The organism is Xanthomonas euroxanthea (assembly GCF_903989455.1).
Classification (GTDB): Bacteria; Pseudomonadota; Gammaproteobacteria; order Xanthomonadales; family Xanthomonadaceae; genus Xanthomonas; species Xanthomonas euroxanthea.
Genome location: NZ_LR861803.1, coordinates 2,809,302 through 2,830,434 on the forward strand (window position 1 = coordinate 2,809,302; position 21,133 = coordinate 2,830,434).

At 66.4% G+C, this 21,133-nt stretch carries 22 protein-coding genes and 2 pseudogenes; 13 read left to right on the top strand and 11 right to left on the bottom strand.

Annotated elements, in window-relative coordinates; all coding sequences use genetic code 11:
• The first annotated feature begins 88 nt into the window (after positions 1–88).
• The 3 genes from cysS (at position 89) to H7A86_RS11775 (ending at position 3,496) form a co-directional block, all read left to right on the top strand.
• The gene (gene cysS, locus H7A86_RS11765; RefSeq protein ID WP_180707866.1) at positions 89–1,513 is read left to right on the top strand and encodes a cysteine--tRNA ligase; all 1,425 of its coding nucleotides are present in this window, start codon (positions 89–91) and stop codon (positions 1,511–1,513) included.
• Between the two features lie 298 nt (positions 1,514–1,811).
• On the top strand, positions 1,812–2,249 hold the full coding sequence (locus H7A86_RS11770) for a SufE family protein (protein WP_016903219.1): 438 nt from the start codon (positions 1,812–1,814) through the stop codon (positions 2,247–2,249).
• On the top strand, positions 2,246–3,496 hold the full coding sequence (locus H7A86_RS11775) for an MFS transporter (RefSeq protein ID WP_104586172.1): 1,251 nt from the start codon (positions 2,246–2,248) through the stop codon (positions 3,494–3,496). The genes H7A86_RS11770 and H7A86_RS11775 overlap by 4 nt, the downstream gene beginning before the upstream one ends.
• A 244-nt stretch (positions 3,497–3,740) precedes the next feature.
• On the opposite strand, the gene dksA is transcribed toward H7A86_RS11775, so the two are convergent.
• Positions 3,741–4,784 carry an RNA polymerase-binding protein DksA gene (gene dksA / locus H7A86_RS21190; protein WP_119131454.1) on the bottom strand — a complete coding sequence of 348 codons (1,044 nt, stop codon included), beginning with the start codon at positions 4,782–4,784 and terminating at the stop codon, positions 3,741–3,743.
• A 90-nt stretch (positions 4,785–4,874) separates the two neighbouring features.
• On the opposite strand from dksA, the gene yidD reads away from it, so the two are divergent.
• The 6 genes from yidD to eutC all read left to right on the top strand — a co-directional run bounded on the left by yidD (position 4,875) and on the right by eutC (position 11,176).
• Positions 4,875–5,168, top strand: a complete 294-nt coding sequence (gene yidD, locus H7A86_RS11785) for a membrane protein insertion efficiency factor YidD (RefSeq protein ID WP_104586168.1) — start codon at positions 4,875–4,877, stop codon at positions 5,166–5,168.
• Positions 5,165–6,514: a dihydroorotase gene (locus H7A86_RS11790; RefSeq protein WP_119131453.1), complete on the top strand. Its 1,350-nt coding sequence runs from the start codon at positions 5,165–5,167 to the stop codon at positions 6,512–6,514. Before yidD ends, H7A86_RS11790 begins: the two co-directional genes overlap by 4 nt.
• The gene (locus H7A86_RS11795; protein WP_180496639.1) at positions 6,514–7,350 is read left to right on the top strand and encodes a M23 family metallopeptidase; all 837 of its coding nucleotides are present in this window, start codon (positions 6,514–6,516) and stop codon (positions 7,348–7,350) included. The genes H7A86_RS11790 and H7A86_RS11795 overlap by 1 nt, the downstream gene beginning before the upstream one ends.
• A gap of 207 nt (positions 7,351–7,557) precedes the next feature.
• Positions 7,558–8,922 (top strand): ethanolamine permease, encoded by a 1,365-nt coding sequence (gene eat / locus H7A86_RS11800; protein WP_119131451.1) that lies wholly within the window; start codon positions 7,558–7,560, stop codon positions 8,920–8,922.
• Positions 8,919–10,328 (top strand): ethanolamine ammonia-lyase subunit EutB, encoded by a 1,410-nt coding sequence (locus H7A86_RS11805; RefSeq protein ID WP_104586160.1) that lies wholly within the window; start codon positions 8,919–8,921, stop codon positions 10,326–10,328. Before eat ends, H7A86_RS11805 begins: the two co-directional genes overlap by 4 nt.
• Positions 10,325–11,176 (top strand): ethanolamine ammonia-lyase subunit EutC, encoded by an 852-nt coding sequence (gene eutC, locus H7A86_RS11810; protein ID WP_119131450.1) that lies wholly within the window; start codon positions 10,325–10,327, stop codon positions 11,174–11,176. Before H7A86_RS11805 ends, eutC begins: the two co-directional genes overlap by 4 nt.
• 5 nt (positions 11,177–11,181) lie before the next feature.
• Here eutC and H7A86_RS11815 read toward each other — a convergent pair whose 3' ends face one another.
• From H7A86_RS11815 to H7A86_RS11825, 3 genes and pseudogenes are all read right to left on the bottom strand, one after another.
• Positions 11,182–11,472 carry a hypothetical protein gene (locus tag H7A86_RS11815; protein ID WP_119131449.1) on the bottom strand — a complete coding sequence of 97 codons (291 nt, stop codon included), beginning with the start codon at positions 11,470–11,472 and terminating at the stop codon, positions 11,182–11,184.
• 179 nt (positions 11,473–11,651) lie between these two features.
• Positions 11,652–12,140 carry a pyridoxamine 5'-phosphate oxidase family protein gene (locus H7A86_RS11820; RefSeq protein WP_024940409.1) on the bottom strand — a complete coding sequence of 163 codons (489 nt, stop codon included), beginning with the start codon at positions 12,138–12,140 and terminating at the stop codon, positions 11,652–11,654.
• A 271-nt stretch (positions 12,141–12,411) separates the two neighbouring features.
• A pseudogene (locus H7A86_RS11825) lies at positions 12,412–12,768 on the bottom strand (transposase); the annotation flags it as partial.
• A 20-nt stretch (positions 12,769–12,788) separates the two neighbouring features.
• Between H7A86_RS11825 and H7A86_RS11830 the strand changes: the two are divergent.
• Positions 12,789–13,754, top strand: coding sequence for a tetratricopeptide repeat protein (locus tag H7A86_RS11830; RefSeq protein WP_119131448.1), 966 nt, complete (start codon positions 12,789–12,791; stop codon positions 13,752–13,754).
• Positions 13,755–13,868: 114 nt separating this feature from the next.
• Positions 13,869–14,018 carry a hypothetical protein gene (locus H7A86_RS11835; protein WP_166765277.1) on the top strand — a complete coding sequence of 50 codons (150 nt, stop codon included), beginning with the start codon at positions 13,869–13,871 and terminating at the stop codon, positions 14,016–14,018.
• Positions 14,019–14,082: 64 nt separating this feature from the next.
• Here H7A86_RS11835 and H7A86_RS11840 read toward each other — a convergent pair whose 3' ends face one another.
• Complete coding sequence (locus H7A86_RS11840; protein WP_197944224.1) at positions 14,083–14,472, bottom strand: hypothetical protein; 390 nt, start codon at positions 14,470–14,472, stop codon at positions 14,083–14,085.
• Positions 14,473–14,497: 25 nt separating this feature from the next.
• Here H7A86_RS11840 and H7A86_RS11845 point away from each other — a divergent pair.
• Positions 14,498–14,770 (top strand): annotated as a pseudogene (locus tag H7A86_RS11845) (hypothetical protein); the annotation flags it as partial.
• 128 nt (positions 14,771–14,898) lie between these two features.
• Here H7A86_RS11845 and H7A86_RS11850 read toward each other — a convergent pair.
• From H7A86_RS11850 to efp, 6 genes are all read right to left on the bottom strand, one after another.
• Positions 14,899–15,588, bottom strand: coding sequence for an isoprenoid biosynthesis enzyme family protein (locus H7A86_RS11850; RefSeq protein ID WP_104649027.1), 690 nt, complete (start codon positions 15,586–15,588; stop codon positions 14,899–14,901).
• 28 nt (positions 15,589–15,616) lie between these two features.
• Entirely contained in the window at positions 15,617–16,282 is a 666-nt protein-coding gene (locus H7A86_RS11855; RefSeq protein WP_119131447.1) for a phosphoglycolate phosphatase, read from the bottom strand.
• A gap of 115 nt (positions 16,283–16,397) precedes the next feature.
• Positions 16,398–17,117 carry a bifunctional 2-polyprenyl-6-hydroxyphenol methylase/3-demethylubiquinol 3-O-methyltransferase UbiG gene (gene ubiG, locus H7A86_RS11860; RefSeq protein WP_119131446.1) on the bottom strand — a complete coding sequence of 240 codons (720 nt, stop codon included), beginning with the start codon at positions 17,115–17,117 and terminating at the stop codon, positions 16,398–16,400.
• A 29-nt stretch (positions 17,118–17,146) separates the two neighbouring features.
• Positions 17,147–18,484 carry a TRZ/ATZ family hydrolase gene (locus H7A86_RS11865; RefSeq protein WP_164739864.1) on the bottom strand — a complete coding sequence of 446 codons (1,338 nt, stop codon included), beginning with the start codon at positions 18,482–18,484 and terminating at the stop codon, positions 17,147–17,149.
• 18 nt (positions 18,485–18,502) lie between these two features.
• On the bottom strand, positions 18,503–19,225 hold the full coding sequence (locus H7A86_RS11870; protein ID WP_484607053.1) for a PA3715 family protein: 723 nt from the start codon (positions 19,223–19,225) through the stop codon (positions 18,503–18,505).
• A gap of 130 nt (positions 19,226–19,355) precedes the next feature.
• Positions 19,356–19,922, bottom strand: coding sequence for an elongation factor P (efp, locus tag H7A86_RS11875; RefSeq protein ID WP_007962665.1), 567 nt, complete (start codon positions 19,920–19,922; stop codon positions 19,356–19,358).
• Between the two features lie 103 nt (positions 19,923–20,025).
• Here efp and epmB point away from each other — a divergent pair, with 103 nt between their 5' ends.
• Positions 20,026–21,054 carry an EF-P beta-lysylation protein EpmB gene (gene epmB / locus H7A86_RS11880; RefSeq protein WP_119131444.1) on the top strand — a complete coding sequence of 343 codons (1,029 nt, stop codon included), beginning with the start codon at positions 20,026–20,028 and terminating at the stop codon, positions 21,052–21,054.
• Positions 21,055–21,133: the final 79 nt, after the last annotated feature.

A 21,133-nucleotide genomic window follows, 5' to 3' on the forward strand; every position in this document is an offset into this window, starting at 1 on the left:
GGTCACCGGCATCGCGGCAGACAAGCGGCTGGTTCGCCATCCCGCCGCGACCGGCTAGAATCGCCCGGTTATCCTTTTCCAGATGCCGATGAGCCTGCGCCTGCACAACAATCTGACGCGGCGGGTCGAACCGTTCGCGCCGCTCGACCCGTCCTGCCCCACCCTGTATGTGTGCGGCCCCACCGTCTACAACTACGCGCATATCGGCAACGCCCGCGGCCCGGTGGTCTTCGACGTGCTGGCCGCGCTGCTGCGCCGCCACTATGGCGCGCTGCGCTATGCACGCAACATCACCGACGTGGACGACAAGATCAACGCCGCCGCACAGGCGCAGGGCGTGCCGATCTCCACCATCACCGACCGCTTCGCCGCGATCTACCGCCAGGACATGGCCGCGCTCGGCGTGCTGCCGCCGGACATCGAACCGGAAGCCACCGCGCATATCCCGCAGATCGTGGCGATGATCGAGCAGCTGATCACCAATGGGCATGCCTATGCCGCCGAGGGCCATGTGCTGTTCGCGGTGGCCAGCTTCGCGCACTACGGCAAGCTCTCGCGCCGCGATCCGGACGAGATGCTGGCCGGCGCGCGCGTGGACGTGGCGCCGTACAAGCGCGACCCGGGCGACTTCGTGCTGTGGAAGCCCTCCAGCGACGAGCTGCCCGGCTGGGACTCGCCCTGGGGCCGCGGCCGCCCGGGCTGGCATATCGAATGCTCGGCGATGGCCGCCGCGCACCTGGGCCCGACCATCGACATCCATGCCGGTGGCGTGGACCTGCAGTTCCCGCATCACGAGAACGAGATTGCGCAGAGCGAATGTGCGCATGGCGGCGCCACCTTCGCCCGCTTCTGGCTGCACAACGGCATGCTCAATTTCAGCGGCGCCAAGATGAGCAAGTCGCTGGGCAATATCGAGACCGTGCACGACCTGATCGCCAGGCACCCGCCCGAGGCGCTGCGCTACGCGCTGCTGAGCGCGCATTACCGGCAGCCGCTGGACTGGTCCGATGGGTTGATCGAACAGGCCAAGAACACGCTGGATCGGCTGTACGGCACCGTGCGCGACCTGGCCGCGGCCGAGCACGCCGCAGGGATCGCCCCCGCGCCGCCGGCCACGATTCCCGACGAGGTGGAGGCCGCGCTCGACGACGACCTCAATACGCCGCTTGCGCTGTCGGTCATCGCCAGCATTGCTTCCGAAGCACGCGCGCTGCGCACCCAACTCGCGCATGGCGGCGACGCACCGGCAGGTGTTGCCACGCTGTCCGGGCTGAAGTCGCGGCTGCTCGGCGCAGGCCTGGCACTGGGCTTGCTGCAGCAGGATCCGGCCGCCTGGTTCTCGCGCGGCACCGACGCCGGCGACGATGCGCGCATCACTGCGCTGGTCGAAGAACGCAATGCCGCGAAGAAGGCCAGGGATTTTGCCCGCGCCGATGCCATCCGCACCCAGCTGGCCGACGAAGGCATCGTGCTGGAAGACACCCCGCAAGGCGTACGTTGGAAGCGCGCATGACCCTCTTTCCTTCTCCCGTCGGGAGAAGGTGCCCCGCAGGGGCGGATGAGGCTGCGAGCGAAGCCACATGCACCTTCCTCGAGGTAAGAGCGACGCCACCCGCATCGAATTCCAGCGAGGCTTCGCCCCTACCCTTACCCCCAACCCCCGCTCCGCGCCCCGGCCCGCGCTGGCGGCGCGGGCGCTCCAAGGCACGCGCGCCAATGGCGCGCAAACCGCGCCTTCTCGCCCCGGCGGGAGAGGGGCACCCTTGCGGTGTCGCCGGGCAGCGCGATCACCGACCGACTCTGGATTTTTGATGACCACCACCCCCTTCCCGCTCGAACCCACCGCCGTCGACGCACAGGCCGCCATCGCCGAGGAGTTCTCCTTCTTCGGCGACTGGTCCGAGCGCTACCAGTACCTGATCGACCTGGGCCGCAAGCTGCCCAGCTTCCCCGAACAGTGGAAGACCGAAGAACACCGCCTGCATGGCTGCCAGTCGATGGTGTGGATCGTGCCGGAGGGCAATGCCGAGCGGCTGGACTTCCACGCCGTCAGCGACTCGGCGATCGTGTCCGGGCTGATCTATCTGGCCTTGCGCGTGTACTCCGGGCGTAGCGCGCAGGAGATCCTGGCCACCGAGCCGGACTACATCGCCGGAATCGGGCTGGCCAAGCATCTGTCGCCGACCCGCAGCAACGGCGTGGCGGCCATGCTGGCCTTCATCCGCGACACCGCCCGCGCGCAGCAGTGAGTACGCCGACGCCCTCGCCCGCCGCCTCGCTGCGTACGCTGCTCGCCCACCCCGGCTTCGGCCTGGTGCTGCTGTATCGCGTGGCGGCGATGCTGTCGTACCAGATCGTCGCGGTCACGGTCGGCTGGCATATCTACGAGATCACCCGCAATCCGCTCTCGCTCGGCTTGATCGGCCTGGCGGAGATCCTGCCGTTCTTCTGCATCGCGCCGTTTGCCGGCTATCTGGTCGATCACCTGCCGCGCCGCCGCCTGGGCACGATCGCGGTGCTGGGCCTGGTCGCCACCGCGCTGCTGTTGCTGGCCATCACCCATGGCTGGCTGCCGGTGCAAGGCGTGTGGCCGATCTATGCAGCCATCGCACTGACCGGTGCGGCACGCTCGTTCCTGTCGCCGGTCTATAACGCGCTGTTCGCGCGTGCGCTGCCGCGCGAGGCCTTCGCCCGTGGCGCCAGCATCGGCAGCGTCACCTTCCAGGCCGGCATGGTGATCGGCCCGGCGCTGGGCGGCGTGCTGGTCGGCTGGGGCGGCAAGGGGCTGGCCTATGGCGTGGCCGCCAGCGTGGCGTTGGTGGCGATCCTGGCACTGGCGCTGTTGCGGGTCAGCGAGCCGGTCAACACAGGCCCCCGCGCGCCGATCTTCCGCAGCATCGCCGAAGGGGCGCAGTTCGTGCTGTCCAACCAGATCATGCTGGGCGCGATGGCGCTGGACATGTTCTCGGTGTTGCTGGGCGGCGCGGTGTCGATGCTGCCGGCCTTCATCCACGACATCCTGCATTACGGCCCGGAAGGCCTGGGCATCCTGCGCGGTGCCCCGGCGCTGGGGTCGATCGTGGTCGGGGTGTGGCTGGCCCGGCACCCGCTGCAACGCAATGCCGGGCGCATCCTGATGCTGTCGGTGGCCGGCTTCGGGCTGTGCACGATCGCATTCGGCCTGTCGCGGCACTTCTGGCTGTCGGCGGCGATCCTGCTGGTGTACGGCATGTGCGACGGCGTGTCGGTGGTGGTGCGTCAGACCATCCTGCAGCTGGCCACGCCCGATGCGATGCGCGGCCGGGTGTCGTCGATCAACGGCATCTTCATCGGCTCGTCCAACGAGCTGGGCGCGTTCTACGACGGGGTGATGGCGCGCCTGGTCGGCCTGGTGCCGGCGGTGGTGATCGGCGGCTGCGTGACCCTGGGCGTGGTCGCTACCACCGCGTGGAAGGCGCCCAAGCTGCGCACGCTGGATCTGCGCGACCTGCAGTGAGCCCTGCAACGATGCGGTGCCGGCTGCCAATGCAGCCGGCACTGTTTCGCTGCGTATGCCGGGCCGGGCACGGCACGCCCGTACATCTGGCCCACATCAGGCAAGCGACGCTCACCAGGCCACCTGCCCTGCGTCAGGCATGTCGATGCATCGAACGCCATTGCGTGTGCGCGATGCGCACAAAAAACCCCGCACATGGCGGGGTTTTTCAGTCGACGGACAAGGCCTGGACCTCGTCGAACGATCAGTCGCCCTGCTGCTTCTGCAGGTGCTCCCAACGCTCCTGGGCGTCGATGGTGCGCTCGGCGGTCAGACGCGCTTCCAGGCGGTCGATGCCGATCTCTTCGCCGGTGTCCACGCAATAGCCGTAATCGCCGTCTTCCAGGCGCTTGAGCGTGCTGTCGATCTTGCCGATCAGCTTGCGGTGACGGTCGCGGGTACGCAGCTCCAGCGAGTTCTCGGTCTCGCGCGTGGCACGCTCGGCTTCGTCGCCGATGTCGCGCACTTCTTCGCGCAGGTTTTCGATGGTCTGCTTGGACTCTTCGACCAGGTCGTTGCGCCAGCTCTGCAGCCGCTGACGGAAGTACTCCTGCTGCAGCTTGCTCATGTACTCCTCATCGGCCGCAGGCTTGTAGCCCTGCGGCAGGATCGGACGACCGGTGGCTTCATCGGTCTTGTACTCGACCACCTTGTACTTGGTCTTGGGGGTCGGGCTGGACGGCTTGGAGGTCACGGCCACGGCCACCTTGCCGACCGGACGGGTCGCGGCGGGCTTGGCGGGGGCTTCGGTTTTGGTTGGCGTTTTTGCTGAAGATTTCGAAACGGGCACGGGATTCTTAGGTGACGGGGTCGCAGGCTTTGCCGGCTTCGCAGGGACGGCCTTGGAGACCGGTGCGGGCGCGGGCTTTTCAGCCTTGACCGGGACTGACTTGGCCGGAGCCGACTTGGTAGCCGGCTTCGGTGCGGACTTGGGCGCCACCGGCTTGGCGGCCGGTTTGGCGGCAGCCGGAGCTGCCTTGTTCGCCGCCGGCTTGGCAGCACTCTTGGCGACAGGAGATTTTACAGGTTTGGAGGCCGCGGGTTTGGACGCTGCGCTCTTGGAGACCGGCGCCGGCTTGGCCGTGGTCTTCGTCGCAGCTGCCTTCTTGGCGACAGGCGGCTTGGCGGGCGGTGTCGCCTGCTTGGTGGCCGGTTTTGCAGCGGCGGGCGCCGCTGCCTTCTTCGCAACGGGTCTGGCGGACTTCTTGGCGGCCTCTACGGCCTTTTTTGCAGGTTTTTTAGCAGCCACGAAACGCTCATCCTTGGTTCCCCCGGGGCCCGGGAAAGCGGGCCTTTATAGCTTACCCCACGGACCCCCGGCAACCACGTATTAATCCAAGTGGCATATCATTGGCAAGTGATCTCACGCCTGCTCATTGCGCTGCTGCGCTTCTACAAGCGGTTCATCAGCCCCTTGCTGGGGCCGCGCTGCCGTTTTGCGCCCAGTTGCTCGGAGTATGCGATGACCGCGATCGGCCGCTTCGGCCCACTGCGCGGTTGCTGGCTGGCCACGCGCCGGCTCGGCCGCTGCCATCCATTCCATCCGGGCGGGTTCGATCCCGTGCCCGACGCGCCTGCGTCTGCAGCCTCGCCCGTCTCCCCTTCCTGCAGTTGCAAAGGACCTCATCCATGAGCCGAACCCTCATCGTCAACGCCCGCCTGGTCAATGAAGGCAAGGAATTCGACGCCGATCTGCTGATCGACGCCGGCCGCATCGCGAAGATTGCCAGCAAGATCCCCCCGGCCGCCGGCGACACCGTGGTGGACGCCGCCGGACGCTGGGTGCTGCCGGGCATGATCGACGACCAGGTGCACTTCCGCGAGCCGGGCCTGACCCACAAGGGCGACATCGCGACCGAATCCGGCGCCGCGGTGGCCGGTGGCCTGACCAGCTTCATGGACATGCCCAACACCAATCCGCCGACCCTGGACGCGGCCGCACTGCAGGCCAAGTACGACGCTGCAGCCGGGCGCGCCTGGGCCAACTACGGCTTCTACATGGGCGCCAGCAACGACAACCTGGCCGCGATCCAGACCCTGGACCCGAAGACCGCGCCGGGCATCAAGGTGTTCATGGGCGCCTCCACCGGCAACATGCTGGTCGACAACCCCGAGACGCTGGACGCGATCTTCCGCGACGCACCGACGCCGATCATCACCCACTGCGAAGACACCCCGACCATCGATGCGACGCTGGCGCAGTACAAGGAGAAATACGGCGACGCGCTGACCTCGGAGATGCATCCGGACATCCGCTCGCGGCAGGCCTGCCTGAAGTCGTCGCAGCTGGCGGTGGCGCTGGCGCGCAAGCACAACACCCGCTTGCACGTGCTGCATATCTCCACCGCCGACGAGCTGGCGCTGTTCGAGGCCGGCCCGCTGGTCGATCCCGACGGCAAGCTGCGCAAGCGCATCACCGCCGAGACCTGCATCCACTTCTTGCGCTTTGACCGCAGCGATTACGCGCGGCTGGGCAACCTGATCAAGTGCAACCCCGCGATCAAGGACGCCGAGGACCGCGTGGCGCTGATCGAGGCGCTGGCCGAGGACGTCATCGACGTGCTCGCCACCGACCATGCGCCGCACACCTGGGAAGAGAAGCAGAAGCCCTACGCGCAGGCGCCCTCCGGCCTGCCGCTGGTGCAGTACGCGCTGGTCGCCGCGCTGGAACTGGTGCACGAGGGCAAGCTGCCGATCACCCGCATCGTGCAGAAGTTCGCGCATGCCCCGGCGCAGTTGTTCGACGTGGAAGAACGCGGCTTCCTGCGCGAAGGCTATTTCGCCGACCTGGTGATGATCGACAACACCCCGTTCACCGTGAAGCGCGAGCAGGTGCTGTCCAAGTGCGGTTGGTCGCCGTTCGAAGGCACCACGTTCCGCTCGCGCATCGCCGCGACCTGGGTCAACGGCCAGCAGGTGTGGGATGGCGAACAGTTGCTCGGCAGTGCGGCCGGCCAGCGCCTGACCTTCGACCGCTGATGCGCGCAGCCCTGTTTGGCGCCTGGCTTGCGCTGGCGCCGCTGTCGCTCGCCGTCGGCAGCGCCGCTGCGCAGTCCGCTGCGGCGGACGTGGTGTTTCCGCAAAGCGCGTCGCAGGGCGCGCTGGTGATCGGCAAGGTGCCGGCGGGTAGCCAGGTGCAGTACGCCGGCCGCACGCTGCGCGTCAGCGGCTACGGCAGCGTGGTGTTCGGCATCGGCCGCGATGCCACCGGCCCGTTGCAGGTGCAGATCACCCGGCCCGATGGCAGCACGCAGACCGCCAGCATCGCGGTGACGCCGCGCGACTGGCCGGTGGAACGCGTCAACGGCGTGCCGCCCAAGACCGTCAATCCGCCTGCGGCGATCGCCGAGCGGATCAAGCGCGAGCAGGCGCAGGTCACCGCCGCGCGCGATCGCGACGATGCCCGCCCCGATTTCGCGCAAGCCTTCATCTGGCCGGTGCAGGGCCGCATCAGCGGGCGCTTCGGCAATGCACGCGTCTACAACGGCCAGCCCGGTGCCGGCCATTCGGGCATGGATATCGCCGTGCCCACCGGCACGCCGGTCAAGGCGCCGGCCGCCGGCGTGGTGACCTTCGCCGCGCCGGACCTGTACCTGACCGGCGGCACCGTGCTGCTGGACCATGGCTTCGGGGTGAGCTCCAATTTCCTGCACCTGTCGCGCATCGACGTGAAGGTGGGTGACCGGGTGGAGCAAGGCCAGGTGATTGCCGCGGTCGGTGCCACCGGGCGCGCGACCGGGCCACACCTGCATTGGGGAATGAACTGGTTCGACGTGCGGATCGATCCGTTACTGGTGCTGGAACGCAATCAATAGTCGGAGCGTCGGGATCCGAACAAGGCCGGCGCGCGGCGGCATGGTCGCTGCGCCCCACCCGCCGTGCTCGTGTTCGCCGCGGGCCTTTGGGGTATAACCGGAACGACCGTGGATCGTCGCCCTGCAGCAGCGGGCGGGCGGTCGCTGGCGGTCGGTCCCGCGTTTAGGCGCCGGACCGCTTCATCTCCCCTCCCCCGACCGCAGGAGATGTGCGACATGCGCAACGAGCAGCTCAAACCCACCCTGGGCACCTGGCAACTGTGGGGGATCGCCGTGGGCCTGGTGATTTCCGGCGAATATTTCGGCTGGAGCTACGGGTGGGGCACCGCCGGCACGCTGGGCTTTCTGGTGACCACGCTGCTGGTCGCGGTGATGTATACCTGCTTCATCTTCAGCTTCACCGAGCTGACCACCGCCATTCCCAATGCGGGCGGGCCGTTCGCCTACAGCCTGCGCGCATTCGGCACCTACGGCGGCATGCTGGCGGGCCTGGCCACGCTGATCGAGTTCGTGTTCGCGCCGCCGGCCATTGCGATGGCGATCGGCGCCTATCTCAATGTGCAATTCCCGACCCTGGACCCGCGCATCGCCGCGATCGGTGCGTATGCGATCTTCATGGGCTTGAACATCGTCGGTGTGGCGATCGCCGCCACCTTCGAACTGATCGTGACCTTGCTGGCGGTGATCGAGCTGCTGGTGTTCATGGGCGTGGTGGCGCCGGGGTTCAGCGTTGCGCGCTTTGCCGCCAACGGCTGGGCCGGCAGCAACACGTTCGGCCCGGCGGCGATCTCCGGCATCTTCGCCGCGATCCCGTTCGCGATCTGGTTCTTTCTGGCGATCGAGGGCGCGGCGATGGCGGCCGAAGAAGCGAAGGAGCCGAAGCGTACGATTCCGCGTGCCTACATCGCCGGCATCCTCACCCTGGTGGTGCTGGCATTGGGCGTGATGGTGTTCGCGGGCGGGGTCGGCGACTGGCGTCAGCTCTCCAACATCAACGACCCGTTGCCGCAGGCGATGAAGGCGGTGGTCGGCAACAGTTCGACCTGGCTGCATATGCTGGTGTGGATCGGCCTGTTCGGCCTGGTGGCCAGCTTCCACGGCATCATCCTGGGCTATTCGCGCCAGTTCTTCGCGTTGGCGCGTGCCGGTTTCCTGCCACACGGCCTGGCCAGGCTGTCGCGCTTTCGCACGCCGCATCGGGCGATCCTGGCCGGCGGCGCGATCGGCATCGCGGCGATCTGCAGCGACAGCGTGGTCAAGATCCAGGGCATGTCGCTGACCGCGGCGATGATCACCATGTCGGTGTTCGGCGCGATCGTGATGTATGTGATGAGCATGCTCAGCCTGTTCAAGCTGCGCCGCACCGAACCCGGGTTGGAGCGTAGCTTTCGCGCGCCGGGCTATCCGGTGGTGCCGGCCATCGCGCTGCTGCTGGCGCTGGTGTGCCTGGTGGCGATGGTCTGGTTCAACCCGATCGTGGCGCTGATCTTCGTGGGCCTGCTGCTGTTCGGCGGGCTGTGCTGCGTGCTGAGCCTGCGCGGCCAGGCCACGCCGGCGGCCAGTGCCAGATGAGCCGGTTCGCGTTCAGCGCAGGCGGCGAGCGCTTCCGGTTTGCCGATCTCAAGACCCTGCTGGCCAAGGCCACGCCGCCGCGCTCGGGCGATCAACTGGCCGGGCTCGCGGCAGACTCCGGGCTGCAGCGGGTGGCGGCGCAGATGGCGCTGGCGGACCTGCCGCTGCGGCACTTCCTCGAGGAAGCGGTGGTGCCGTATGAAGCGGACGAGGTCACCCGCCTGATCGTCGACCAGCACGATGCGGCCGCGTTTGCCGCGGTGGCGCACCTCACCGTCGGCGGCTTTCGCGATTGGCTGCTGAGTGCGCAGGCCGACGAAGCGGCGCTGACCGCACTGGCACCCGGGCTGACGCCGGAGATGGTGGCAGCGGTCTCGAAGTTGATGCGCGTGCAGGACCTGGTCCTGGTCGCGCAGAAGACCCGCGTGGTCACGCGCTTTCGCAATACGTTGGGCTTGCGCGGGCGGCTGTCCACGCGCCTGCAGCCCAACCACCCCACCGACGATGCCACCGGCATCGCCGCCAGCGTGCTCGACGGCCTGTTGTACGGCAACGGCGATGCGGTGATCGGCATCAATCCTGCCAGCGACAGCCTGGCCGCCACTACCGCGTTGCTGCGCATGCTCGATGCGGTGATTAGCGGTTACCAGATCCCGACCCAGTCCTGCGTGCTGGCGCATATCACCACCACCATCGAGGCGATCAACCGCGGCGTGCCGGTGGACCTGGTGTTCCAGTCCATCGCCGGCACCGAGGCGGCCAATGCCAGCTTCGGCATCAATCTGGCGCTGTTGCAGGAAGGCCATGACGCCGGGGTGGCGTTGCGGCGCGGCAGCGTCGGCGACAACGTGATGTATTTCGAGACCGGCCAGGGCAGCGCATTGTCGGCCAACGCGCATCATGGCGTCGATCAGCAGACCTGCGAGGTGCGCGCCTATGCGGTGGCACGGCAGTTCAAGCCGCTGCTGGTCAACACGGTGGTGGGCTTCATCGGCCCGGAGTATCTCTACGACGGCAAGCAGATCATCCGTGCCGGGCTGGAGGATCACTTCTGCGGCAAGCTGCTCGGCGTGCCGATGGGCTGCGACATCTGCTACACCAATCATGCCGAAGCCGATCAGGACGACATGGACGTGCTGCTGACCCTGCTCGGCACCGCCGGCATCAACTTCATCATGGGCATCCCCGGCTCGGACGATGTGATGCTCAACTACCAGACCACCTCGTTCCACGATGCGCTGTATGCGCGCCAGGCGCTCGGCCTGCGCGCCGCGCCCGAGTTCGAACACTGGCTGGAACAGCAAGGCATCCTGCGGCTGCGCGATGGCCGCTTCGAACTCGGCAGCGAACTTCCCGCACCGTTCCGGCGTGCGCTGGAGCAGTTGCACACCGGCGGCGCGCAATGAACGATCCGACCACCCCACCACGCGATGCCTGGGCACACCTGCGTCGGCTCACACCGGCGCGCATCGCGCTGGGACGCGTCGGCACCAGCCTGCCGACCGCCGCGCACCTGGATTTCCAGCTGGCGCATGCGCAGGCACGCGATGCGGTGCATCTGGCGTTCGATCCACAGCCACTGCAGACAGCGCTGAAACAGCGTGGGCGCGACAGCATTCTGCTGCACAGCGCGGCGGTGGATCGGCATGCCTACCTGCAACGTCCGGATCTGGGCCGGCGCCTGGGCGAGGAGGCGGCCGCGCATCTGCGTGGCCTGACCGCCGTACATGGCGGCGGGCACGATGTGGCTGTCGTGGTCGCCGACGGACTCTCTGCATTGGCCGTGCATCGGCATGCAGCGCAGATGGTGGAACATGTCGACGCCCTGGCCGCGCACGAAGGCTGGTCGCTGGCGCCGGTGGTGTTGATCGCGCAAGGCCGCGTCGCCATCGGCGACGAGGTCGGCGAACTGCTCAAGGCCCGCCTGGTGATCGTGTTGATCGGCGAACGGCCAGGCCTGAGCTCGCCCGACAGCCTGGGCCTGTATCTGACCTATACCCCGCGGGTAGGCCTGACCGACGCGGCGCGCAATTGCATCTCCAACATCCGCACCGAAGGGCTGAGCTACGCCGACGCCACCCACAAGCTCGCGTATCTGCTGCGCGAGTCGTTCCGACGCAAGCTGTCCGGCGTGCAACTCAAGGACGAGGCCGAGCAACCGGCGCTGCCGTCGGCCGGCCTGCCCGATACCGCACCACGGACGTTTCTACTCCCCGATGGTTTGCCGCAGGATGTCGAACGTAGTCGACGTTAGCTGATCTACTTGAGTGCGCCATCCTGCCGATCGCTGGCCGCGTAGGTGCTGGTCGGCAATTCATTGTCGTGTGGGTGACGCAAGGCATTGCGTACCTCTTCCGGCAGTTGCTCGACATCCAGCATCACCTTGCCGGAATGCACATCGCGCACCACCGTCGCCGGCAGCACGAAGTCGCCACCGTTTTCGATATTGACGACGAGCTCGGCGCCATCCTTGCGAATCTCGCGGATTGCACCGACACCGACTTCGCCGTCGCGCAAAAACACCATCTGGCCGATTTCGATCTGTTGCATCTCGCTTCTCCTGTGGAAGGCGCACGGCACATGGACGCGTGGCGCCGGCGTTCCTGCATGCAATCAGCCGCGAGTGCCGACCCAGCCTCACAACCGGGCCGGAACCTGCGCAAGCGACAGCACGTGAATAAAGACGATGCAGGCGCCATCGCGAAGATCGCGCCTGCATCGTTCAGGCCTCAGCGCAGCGGAACGTCCGCCACCTTGTCCTGGTAATCCTTCTTCGGGTCGACGCCGAACAACACCTTGATGCCGGCCAGCAGACTGGAACCGTTGAGCCAGATCTGCGCGTGATCGGTATCCAGGCGCAGCAGCGCCAGCTTGGGATCGTCCTTGCCGCCTTCATACCAGGCCGCGACATGCGGGTTCCACAGACGTTCGACCACGGCCGGGTCGGTATCCTCGCGCAACGAGCCGCTGATGCTGGCGAACAGGTCGTGCCCCTTGCTGCTGAAGGCACCGATGACGCGGCGGCCCTGCCCCAGCATGGCAATCAGCGCATTGTCCTTGGAGGTGAAGAACCAGATCGGGCCACCGCTATCGCCTTCGATCTGCGCCGTCATCGGGCGTGCATGCCCATCTTCCACGCCATCCAGGCCCAGCATCACGGTGCGATCGGACTTCAGGGCTTTCCAGAATTTTTCCTGCAGCTCTTTGGGATCTGCCATCTCGCTATCTCACATGCGCGTGTCTACGCGGGTGGTTCAGTCTGGAAGTCTCCCTGCCCACGGCATGTGACGATGCGCACTCCCGCCTGCACACGGCGGCAACGCGATCGGCCCCTCTGCAATGGTGCACCTGCATAAATGGCGACCGCCCATGCTGCGTGTTTGCGACGCTGTCACCTTGCAGAGCGTGATCCCAGCAAAGCCCTCGAACATTGCGCCTCGACGCCGGGCAGCTGTAGCAACCATGTCAGTAAGCTCGCCTGCCAGGCCGCCCGGCATCGGGGCATGCTCCGCACGCCAACGGCTGGGGATAGCGCGTAGGGACCCGACGCCTGCTGCCACGACGCTGATTGAGCTTCATCCCGGCGCTCGCTGCAGCCATGCTGCTCAATGAGCCAGGCAAGAAGCGGGCGCTTATGCGCCGGGTCTACAGCTTTTTTGCAATCAGATCCTTCAACGCATGGTTTTCCACCGCCAACTCGGCATACATCCGCTTGCGCTTGGCGTGCTCTGCTTCAACATCACGCAGCCGCTGCACGTCGGAGGCTTCCGTGCCGCCGTACCTGGACTTCCAGACGTAGTACGTCGCATCGGAAATGCCCGGCTCACGGCACACATCCTTGACCTGCTCGCAAGGCAGGAAACATCATGTGGTTCATGAATAAAAAAAACCTCAGTGACGAGCAGGCGACCGCGCTCAGTGAGCAGGCGTGGGCGGCGTTTCGCGAGCAGGATCTGGACACCGCGCTGGAGTCCTTCCAGACCCTTGCCAAGGCGTGCCCCGCCGACCCGCGCTGGATGAACGGCGTTGGCGCGGTGAGCCTGGCGCGTGAAGATCACGCCGACGCTCATCGACACTTCCAGATGGCCGCCGAGCACGATTATCCCGGCGGCCACTACAACCTCGGCATCTTGGCCTATCAGGACGGTGATCACGACGCCGCCCGCCACCACTTCCAAAGGGCCGCCGAGCACGATTATCCGGGCAGCCACTACAACCTCGGCAGCATGGCCTTCCAGGAGGGTGATCACGACGCCGCTCGCCAATACTTCCAGAAGGCCGCCGCATACGATTGCCCCCGCAGCCACTTCTACCTCGGCAGCATGGCCTATCAGGACGGCGATCACGACGCCGCCGTCGAGCACCTCGACAACGCCGTGCGCCACGATCATGCGGAGGCGCTGAACCTGCTTGGCGACGTCCATCTGCACGCCCAGCGCTACCCGCAGGCAGAGCAGGCCTATCGGCGCGCTGCCGAGCTGGGGAATGTCGACGGCTACAACAATCTCGGCCTGCTGTACCTGCAGCTCGAGGACTACCAGCAGGCCAGGCAGGCATTGTTGCAGGCGCTGGAATCCGATCACGTCTACGCCCAGCACAATCTGGCGGTGGCCTACCACCGCCTGGGCGAACTCGAGGCGGCCGAGCGCTGGTATCTGATTTCCTTCTCCAAGCACGGCAACCTGCAGTCGCTGGAGAACCTTGGCCACGTGTATGGCGAAAGTGGGCGTGAAGTCGAGGGCCGGGCGCTAGTCGACGCCTCCGACAAGCTCTACGAAAATCAGCCTCTCAACGATTACGAGCAGGCGTTGATCGATCGTTTGCTGATCTGAATCGCGATGACCTTGCGGAGAATCCTCAACGGCTCTTGAGAGAGGCGCTGCGGTAATGCAGCCATATAGGGTGATCTGGGCCTACCGCCCGATCTGCAGATTATCGGGACTGCCATGCTGACCAACGATCTGTCGACACATCCGGCGAAATACGCGATGCGCCACCGTATCCCGTACACCAGCATCGCCACCCAGCGCACCAAGCTGGCGCCGAAGTTGGCCGTGCATGTGGGCGGCTGCGCCCGCGCACCCGGCCTGATGTAGGACAGTACAGATCGGCGGATAGCGCCTCAAGGCCCTTTTTTGTGTCCGTTCCTTGCCGCAAGGACTAATACAAAACATCAATTACAGCGACTTTTGGCGGCTTATCCTCACTATATTTAACAGTGACTTTAATGCCTTTCTTTAGTTTATGAACGTCGTTTGGCCCTACCAATCCTTTCGCAGTATGTAGATTCCGTTTTCCAGCGATATTAAGTGATACCTTGAAATCATAGAAGAATTCATCACCATGCTTGGTGTCTGTTGGCGACCAACTTTTAGGCTCGGTAGTCATTATTTCACCATGCCATTCCCCCTTGGTCTTCCAGTTTCTCATATCCACCAACTCGTTTTTATCAGGCTTGAAGATTGAAAACATTACGAACAAACCAATGGCAGTCATTAAAATGCCGACGATAAATGGTGTTTCAGTTAAAAAATGCATTTTCACCTTCATATAAATAAATGTATCGCATCGACCTGGGCACGCCTGGCACGAGGGCATCGGCAGCAGCCTGTACGCCTACGTCAACCGTAGCTCGCCCAATGGCCAGGTCACGGTGCGCAATTCCGGCCTGGGCAGCCACATCCGCAAGACCGCACCATGCAATGCATCCACCGTCAGCCGCCCGTACTGCAGCAGCACCCGTGTCAATTCGGCCAACCGTTGCTACGAATACGGCAATAGCGGTGCCGGCAGGCGGACCGACGGCTGCCACACCAGGTCATCCGCGTCGCCGGATCGCAACGCGTAGACGTTGCCACCCCCGCATGTCGGCAAGCCGTGTGATGCGGTACGCCGACAGGCGTTGTCGTTTCCTGCGATTGCGGCACCTTCGCCACGTCGTTGGTCGTGCACTGACGGAACCGCCGATCCGCGCGCTCAGTCGGCGCCGCTGGCAGCACGCCAGCTATGCCACAGCTGCTGCACCGGCGGTGGATACGCTGCCTTGCCGGCAAGCTCGCGCTGCAGGCGCAAGCGGGCCAGCCGCGACCATACCCGATGCGGGCGCGCCAACGCCGCTTTGCGCGGCCAGGCGCGCAGCAACTGCGTGCGCCATGCAGCGAGCGTCATGTCACCGGGCGCGGCGCTGTCGCCGGCCACCCGCTGGCGGGCGTCCAGCCATTGCAGCGCCACCGCAGCGGCATCGCCAGGCTGGGTGCGCGCAAATAGCGCGGCTTCCACGGCGACCACGGCCTCGGCGAAGGCCCGCAATCTCGCCAACGCCTGCTGCAGCGATTGCGGCTGCGCACGCGCGTCCTGCATGGCCGGCAAGGCATCGGCCAGTTGCGCCCATGGCGCAGGCACCGGCTCCAGCACACGCCCCAGCGGATGGCGCGAGCGCTGCTGCGACCAATCGCGCAACTCCTGCTGCCACCATGCCAGCTTGGCGTCGGCCGGCAACGGGTCGCCGGCGATGTTCATGATGTCTTCCCATTCCTGCAGCAGCGCAAACCAGGCCGCCGTGAGGCGTCGCTGCGGCTCGGGAATGAATGGCTCGGCAACCGACCACTCCGGCCAGCGGGTGCGCCACTTGTCGAGAAAACTGTCGAGAGCGCTGGATTGGCTCATGGCGGGTCCAGAAAAAAACGAAAGAAGATCAGGTCTGCGGCCACGCCACGGCATCCCACAGTGTCTGCGGCTGCGCGACGAGAACGTCGGCCTGCCAGCGCGACGGCTCGTCGTCGTGCAGGCGATAGCCCCACAACACCGCCACCGACGGCATCGCCGCCGCGCGCGCGGCCAGGATGTCGCGCTCGTCGTCGCCGACGTAGACGCAGTGCGCCGGCGCAACGCCGATGCGCTCGGCCGCGGTCAGCAAGGGCAGCGGATGCGGCTTGCGCTCGGCCAGCGTATCGCCGCCGATCAGCACCGCGCAGCGCTGCTCCCACCCCAGTTGCGTCAGGATCAGCCGGGCCAGATATTCGGGCTTGTTGGTGACCACGCCCCAGATGCAACCGGCGCGCTCCAGCCGCAGCAGCAGTTCGTCGACACCGTCGAACAGCTGCGACTGCGTGCCGATCAAGCCTTCGTAACGACGCAGGAATTCCGGCACCAACGCGTCGCGTTCGACCGCATCGCGTTCGGCAAACGCCACTGCCAGCATCGCGCGCGCGCCCTTGGACACCACCGGACGCAACTGCGCCAACGCTATCGGCGCGCGCCCACGTTCCTCCAGCATCGCATTGACGGTCGCCAGCATGTCCGGCGCACTATCCAGCAAGGTGCCATCCAGATCGAACAACACCGCACGCGGAAACCTCATCGCCGCTCCGCCGCTCTGCGCTTGCCTGCCGTCATCGGTAACTTGCGATTCGGCCGACATCAAACACGCACGTGCCGTTGCGAATCCCGAATCTCCACTGCCCAATCCCCGCCCGTCACGGCTTCACCGCATAGGCCAGATAATTGACCTCGGTGCGCGACGACAGGCGCGCGCGATTGCGCCACGGCTCGTACAGCATGCCGCTGACGTCTGCCAGCTGCAGCTCGGCGCTGCGCAACCAGGCCGCAAGTTCTGCCGGCTTGATGAAATCCTTGTAGTGATGCGTGCCCCTGGGCAGCAGCCGTGCGATGTATTCGGCGCCGACCACCGCCAGCGCGAATGCGGCCGGGGTGCGATTGAGCGTGGACAGGAACAGCTTGCCGCCGGGCTTGAGCAGGCTGGCGCAGGCGCGGATGATCGCGGTCGGGTCCGGCACGTGCTCGAGCATCTCCATGCAGGTTACCGCATCGAAACTGCCCGGCTGTTCGGCGGCCAGGTCTTCCACCGACTGCACGCGGTAATCCACCTGCACGCCCGATTCCAGGCTGTGCAGGCGCGCCACCTTGACCAGCTCCGGCGCCAGATCGATCGCCGTGACCTGCGCGCCCAGGCGCGCCATCGACTCGCTGAGCAGGCCGCCGCCGCAGCCGACATCGAGCACGCGCGCACCGGCCAGGCCCAGCCGTGCGGACACATAGTCCAGGCGCACCGGATTGAGCGCATGCAGCGGCTTCTGCGGGCCGTCGGCATCCCACCAGCGGTTGGCCAATGCCGCGAACTTGTCCAGCTCGCTCTGATGGAAGTTGCTGGACGTGGATTGGGGATTCGGATTCATGCGGAGCTCCGTGATGGGATGACGCGCGCTCAGGCGCGGACGGTGCGGATGCGCTCGCGCCACTGCCGCGCATTGGCGACCAGGGCAGCGGTATCCATGTCGATGAGCTCGCGCTGCACCAGCTTGGGCTTGCCGGCGATCCACACATCGGTGACCTGGTGACGGCCGGCGGCGTAGATCAGTTGCGACAGCACATGATGCAGCGGCTGGGTCTCCAGTGCAGACAAGTCGACGCAGACCAGATCGGCCTGCTTGCCGATTTCGATCGAGCCGATCCTGTCGCCGAAGCCCAACGCACGCGCGCCGCCCAGCGTGGCCGCGCGCAGCGTGGTGGCCGCATCCAGCGCGGTCGCATCGTTGGCCACTGCCTTGGCCAGGATCGCTGCGGTACGGTTCTCGCTGAACATGTCCAGGTCGTTGTTGCTGGCGCAGCCGTCGGTGCCGATGGCCAAATTCACGCCGGCACGTTGCAGCGCGCAGGCCGGGCAAAAGCCCGAGGCAAGCTTGAGGTTGGACTCCGGACAGTGCACCACGCTGACACCGCGCTCGGCGCACAGATGGATTTCCGCGTCGGTGAGCTGGGTCATGTGGACGGCGATCAGGCGGTCGTTGACCAGCCCCAGGCGGTCCAGGCGTGCCAGCGGCCGCTGCCCGTACTGCGCAATCGAATCGGCCACTTCCTGCGCGGTTTCGTGCGTATGCAGATGCACCGGCAGATCCAGCTGGTCGGCCAGCATGCGCACGCGTTCGAAGTTGGCGTCGTTGACCGTGTACGGCGCATGCGGCGCGAACGCGGTGCTGATCAGCGGATCGTCGCGCCACTGGTCGTGCAGCTCGCCGGCCCGCGCGAAGTATTCGTCGTCCGACGATGCCCAGGCGGTGGGGAAATCGATGATCACCGCGCCGACCAGCGCACGGAAGCCGTGCTGCTTGTAGACGGCCGCCTGCACATCGGCGAAGAAGTAGTTCTCGTTGACGCAGGTGGTCCCGCCACGCAGCATTTCGGCGATCGCCAGCGTGGTGCCGTCGGCCACGAATTCCGGCCCGATCACCGCCGCCTCCACCGGCCAGATGTGCTGCTGCAGCCACACCATCAGCGGCAGATCGTCGGCCACGCCGCGCAGCAGCGTCATCGGGTTGTGGGTATGCGCGTTGACCAGGCCCGGGATCAAGGCTGCCTCCGGACGCGAGACGGTCCGGGTCGGCGCAAATCGCAGGCGCGCCTCGGCGGTCGGCAGGATCGCCACGATGACGCCGTTGTGCACCGCCACCGCGTGATCGTCGAGCACCACCGCATGCGGCTCGATCGGCACCACGTAACCGGCTTCGATCAACAGGTCGCACACTTCGGGAGGGGCATTGGTCATGAGCGGATCCATAAAAGGTTAGTTGTCGAACGGCCAGCGGGGATCGCCATCGGCCACCGGCACATAGCGCTGGCCGTTGTAGTGCAGCACCTGGCGCACGCGACGGGTGCGTTCGGTATCGGTGTCGCTGCCAGCGGTGCTCTCCACGGTAGACACATTGGCTGTCAGCATGATGTCCGCATAGCCGGCATGTCCCTGCGGCGCCATGCTCACGCTCAGATTGGCGACGTCGGTGATCACATCGCCCTTCCCCAGACTGCACGGCTCGCCTTTCACACGTCGCCATGCATAGAGATCGCGCTGCAGCACCGGGCGCAGGCTGCGCCCCTCGCGCACCAGCAGGGTCAACGCCTGATTGCTGTAAAAATCCGGGCAGCTGGGCCCGCGCGCAGCACTCCGCACCACCACGCCGATCGCGCGCACGCCCTTGGCCAGGTCGTAACGCGCGGTATCCAGCCGCAGGCTGTCGGCAGCGAGTTCGAAGGCGGCGTCCTCGCCCATTGCCTGCGCGTAGAACGCCAGCACCTTGCCGCTGGCGGCATCGAGCATGGCCACGCGCAACTCAAGGTCGCGCTCGCCAGGCACGGCCTCCGCGTCGCCAGCAAATGCGAGTGCCGCCAGCCGGATCGCCGGGTCGTTCGGCCACGGCTTACAGGCCTGGGCCACCAGACGGTCGACCGGCAGCGTGGCGGCAGCGCCGCCGACGACGCCGGACGTTGCAATGGCCGCAACCGCAGCCACGTCACCGGCGTCGCACGTTGCGGCCGCCGATTGCGCCAACGCCGGGCACGCAAGCAGCGCAGCCCACAGCCCCAACCCGACACTGGCACCGCGTACCGCTAGCTCAGGCCAGTGTCCCGGACGCATCGTCTTACTTGACGCGCGCCGAATATTCGCCCGAACGGGTGTCGACCTTGATGATCTCGTCCTGGTTGACGAACAACGGCACGCGTACCACTGCGCCGGTTTCCAGCGTGGCCGGCTTGCCGCCGCCGCCGGAGGTGTCGCCGCGCACGCCCGGGTCGGTCTCGGTAATCTTGAGCTCGACGAAGTTCGGCGGCTGCACCCAGATCGGGGTGCCGTTCCACAAGGTCACGATGCAGTCTTCCTCGCCCTTGAGCCACTTGTCGGCGCCGCCCATGCCGGCCTTGTCGGTCTGCACCTGCTCGAAGGTTTCCGGGTCCATGAAGTGCCAGTACTCGCCATCGCTATACAGGTAACGCATGTCGGTATCGACCACGTCGGCCACTTCCACGTCGTCGGTCGCCTTCATGGTCATTTCGACCACGCGCCCGGACTTGATGAAGCGGTACTTCATGCGGGTGAAGGCCTGGCCCTTGCCCGGCTTGACGTATTCGGTTTCGGTGATGACCGCCGGCTCGTTGTTGACCAGGATCTTCATGCCGTTCTTGACGTCGTTCATGCCAACAGTGGCCATGGTGCAGCTCCTCGATAAGACCACGACCTGCCACAGGCCGTGGCAGGTCGGATTAGAATGGGGCGCCCGCCGCAACCGGCGGGCATTGGTTTTGTGACCGCATATGATACCCGCAGCCCCCCTCGCCTTGCAGCCATCTCCGCCTCCCACCCTGCAGCCGCCACGCTGGCAGCAGCAGTGGCGCGACGCCTTGCGCGACCCGCGCGCGCTGCTGGCGCTGCTGGGCCTGGACGCGCAGGCGGCCGGGATCAGCGACGCAGCCGCCGCCCAGTTCCCGCTGCGGGTGCCGCAGGCATTCGTGGCGCGCATGCGCCGTGGCGACCTGCACGACCCGCTGCTGCGCCAGGTGCTGCCGCTGGACGATGAAATGCGGCTGGTGCCGGGCTTTGGCCTGGATGCGGTCGGCGATGGTGCCGCCAAGATCGCGGACGGCGTGATCCAGAAATACCGCGGACGCACCCTGCTGATCGCCACCGGCAGCTGCGCGGTGCACTGCCGCTACTGCTTCCGCCGCCACTTCCCGTATGCCGAGGAAACCGCCGCGCGCGACGGATGGCGCGACGCGGTCGCCGCGATCGCGGCCGACCCCGGCATCGACGAAGTGCTGCTGTCCGGCGGCGACCCGCTGTCGCTGGCCACCGGCAAGCTGGCCGAACTCACCGACGCGCTGGCCGCCATCGGGCATGTCAAACGCCTGCGCATCCACAGCCGGCTGCCGATCGTGCTGCCCGAGCGCGTCGATGCGCCGCTGCTGGCCTGGCTGCGCAGCCTGCCCTGGCCGGTGGCCTTCGTGGTGCATGCCAACCATGCCAACGAATTCGACGGCGCGGTGGACGCCGCCATGCGCGCCCTGCGCAAGGCCGGTGCGCAGCTGCTCAATCAGGCCGTGCTGCTGCGCGGCGTCAACGACAGCGTGGACGCACTGGCGGCACTGAGCGAACGCAGCTTTGCCGCCGGCGTGCTGCCGTATTACCTGCACCAGCTCGACCGGGTTGCCGGCGTGGCGCATTTCGAAGTGGACGATGCCAGCGCGCGCGCCTTGCACACCGAGCTGGCCGCGCGCCTGTCCGGCTATCTGGTGCCGCGCCTGGTGCGCGAAATCCCCGGCGATACCGGCAAGCGGCCGCTGTAACCAAGGGCGCCACACACGGTACCCGTAGGAGCGCACCCGGGCGCGACGAAGCATTACCGATAACGCCCGTCGCGCCCAG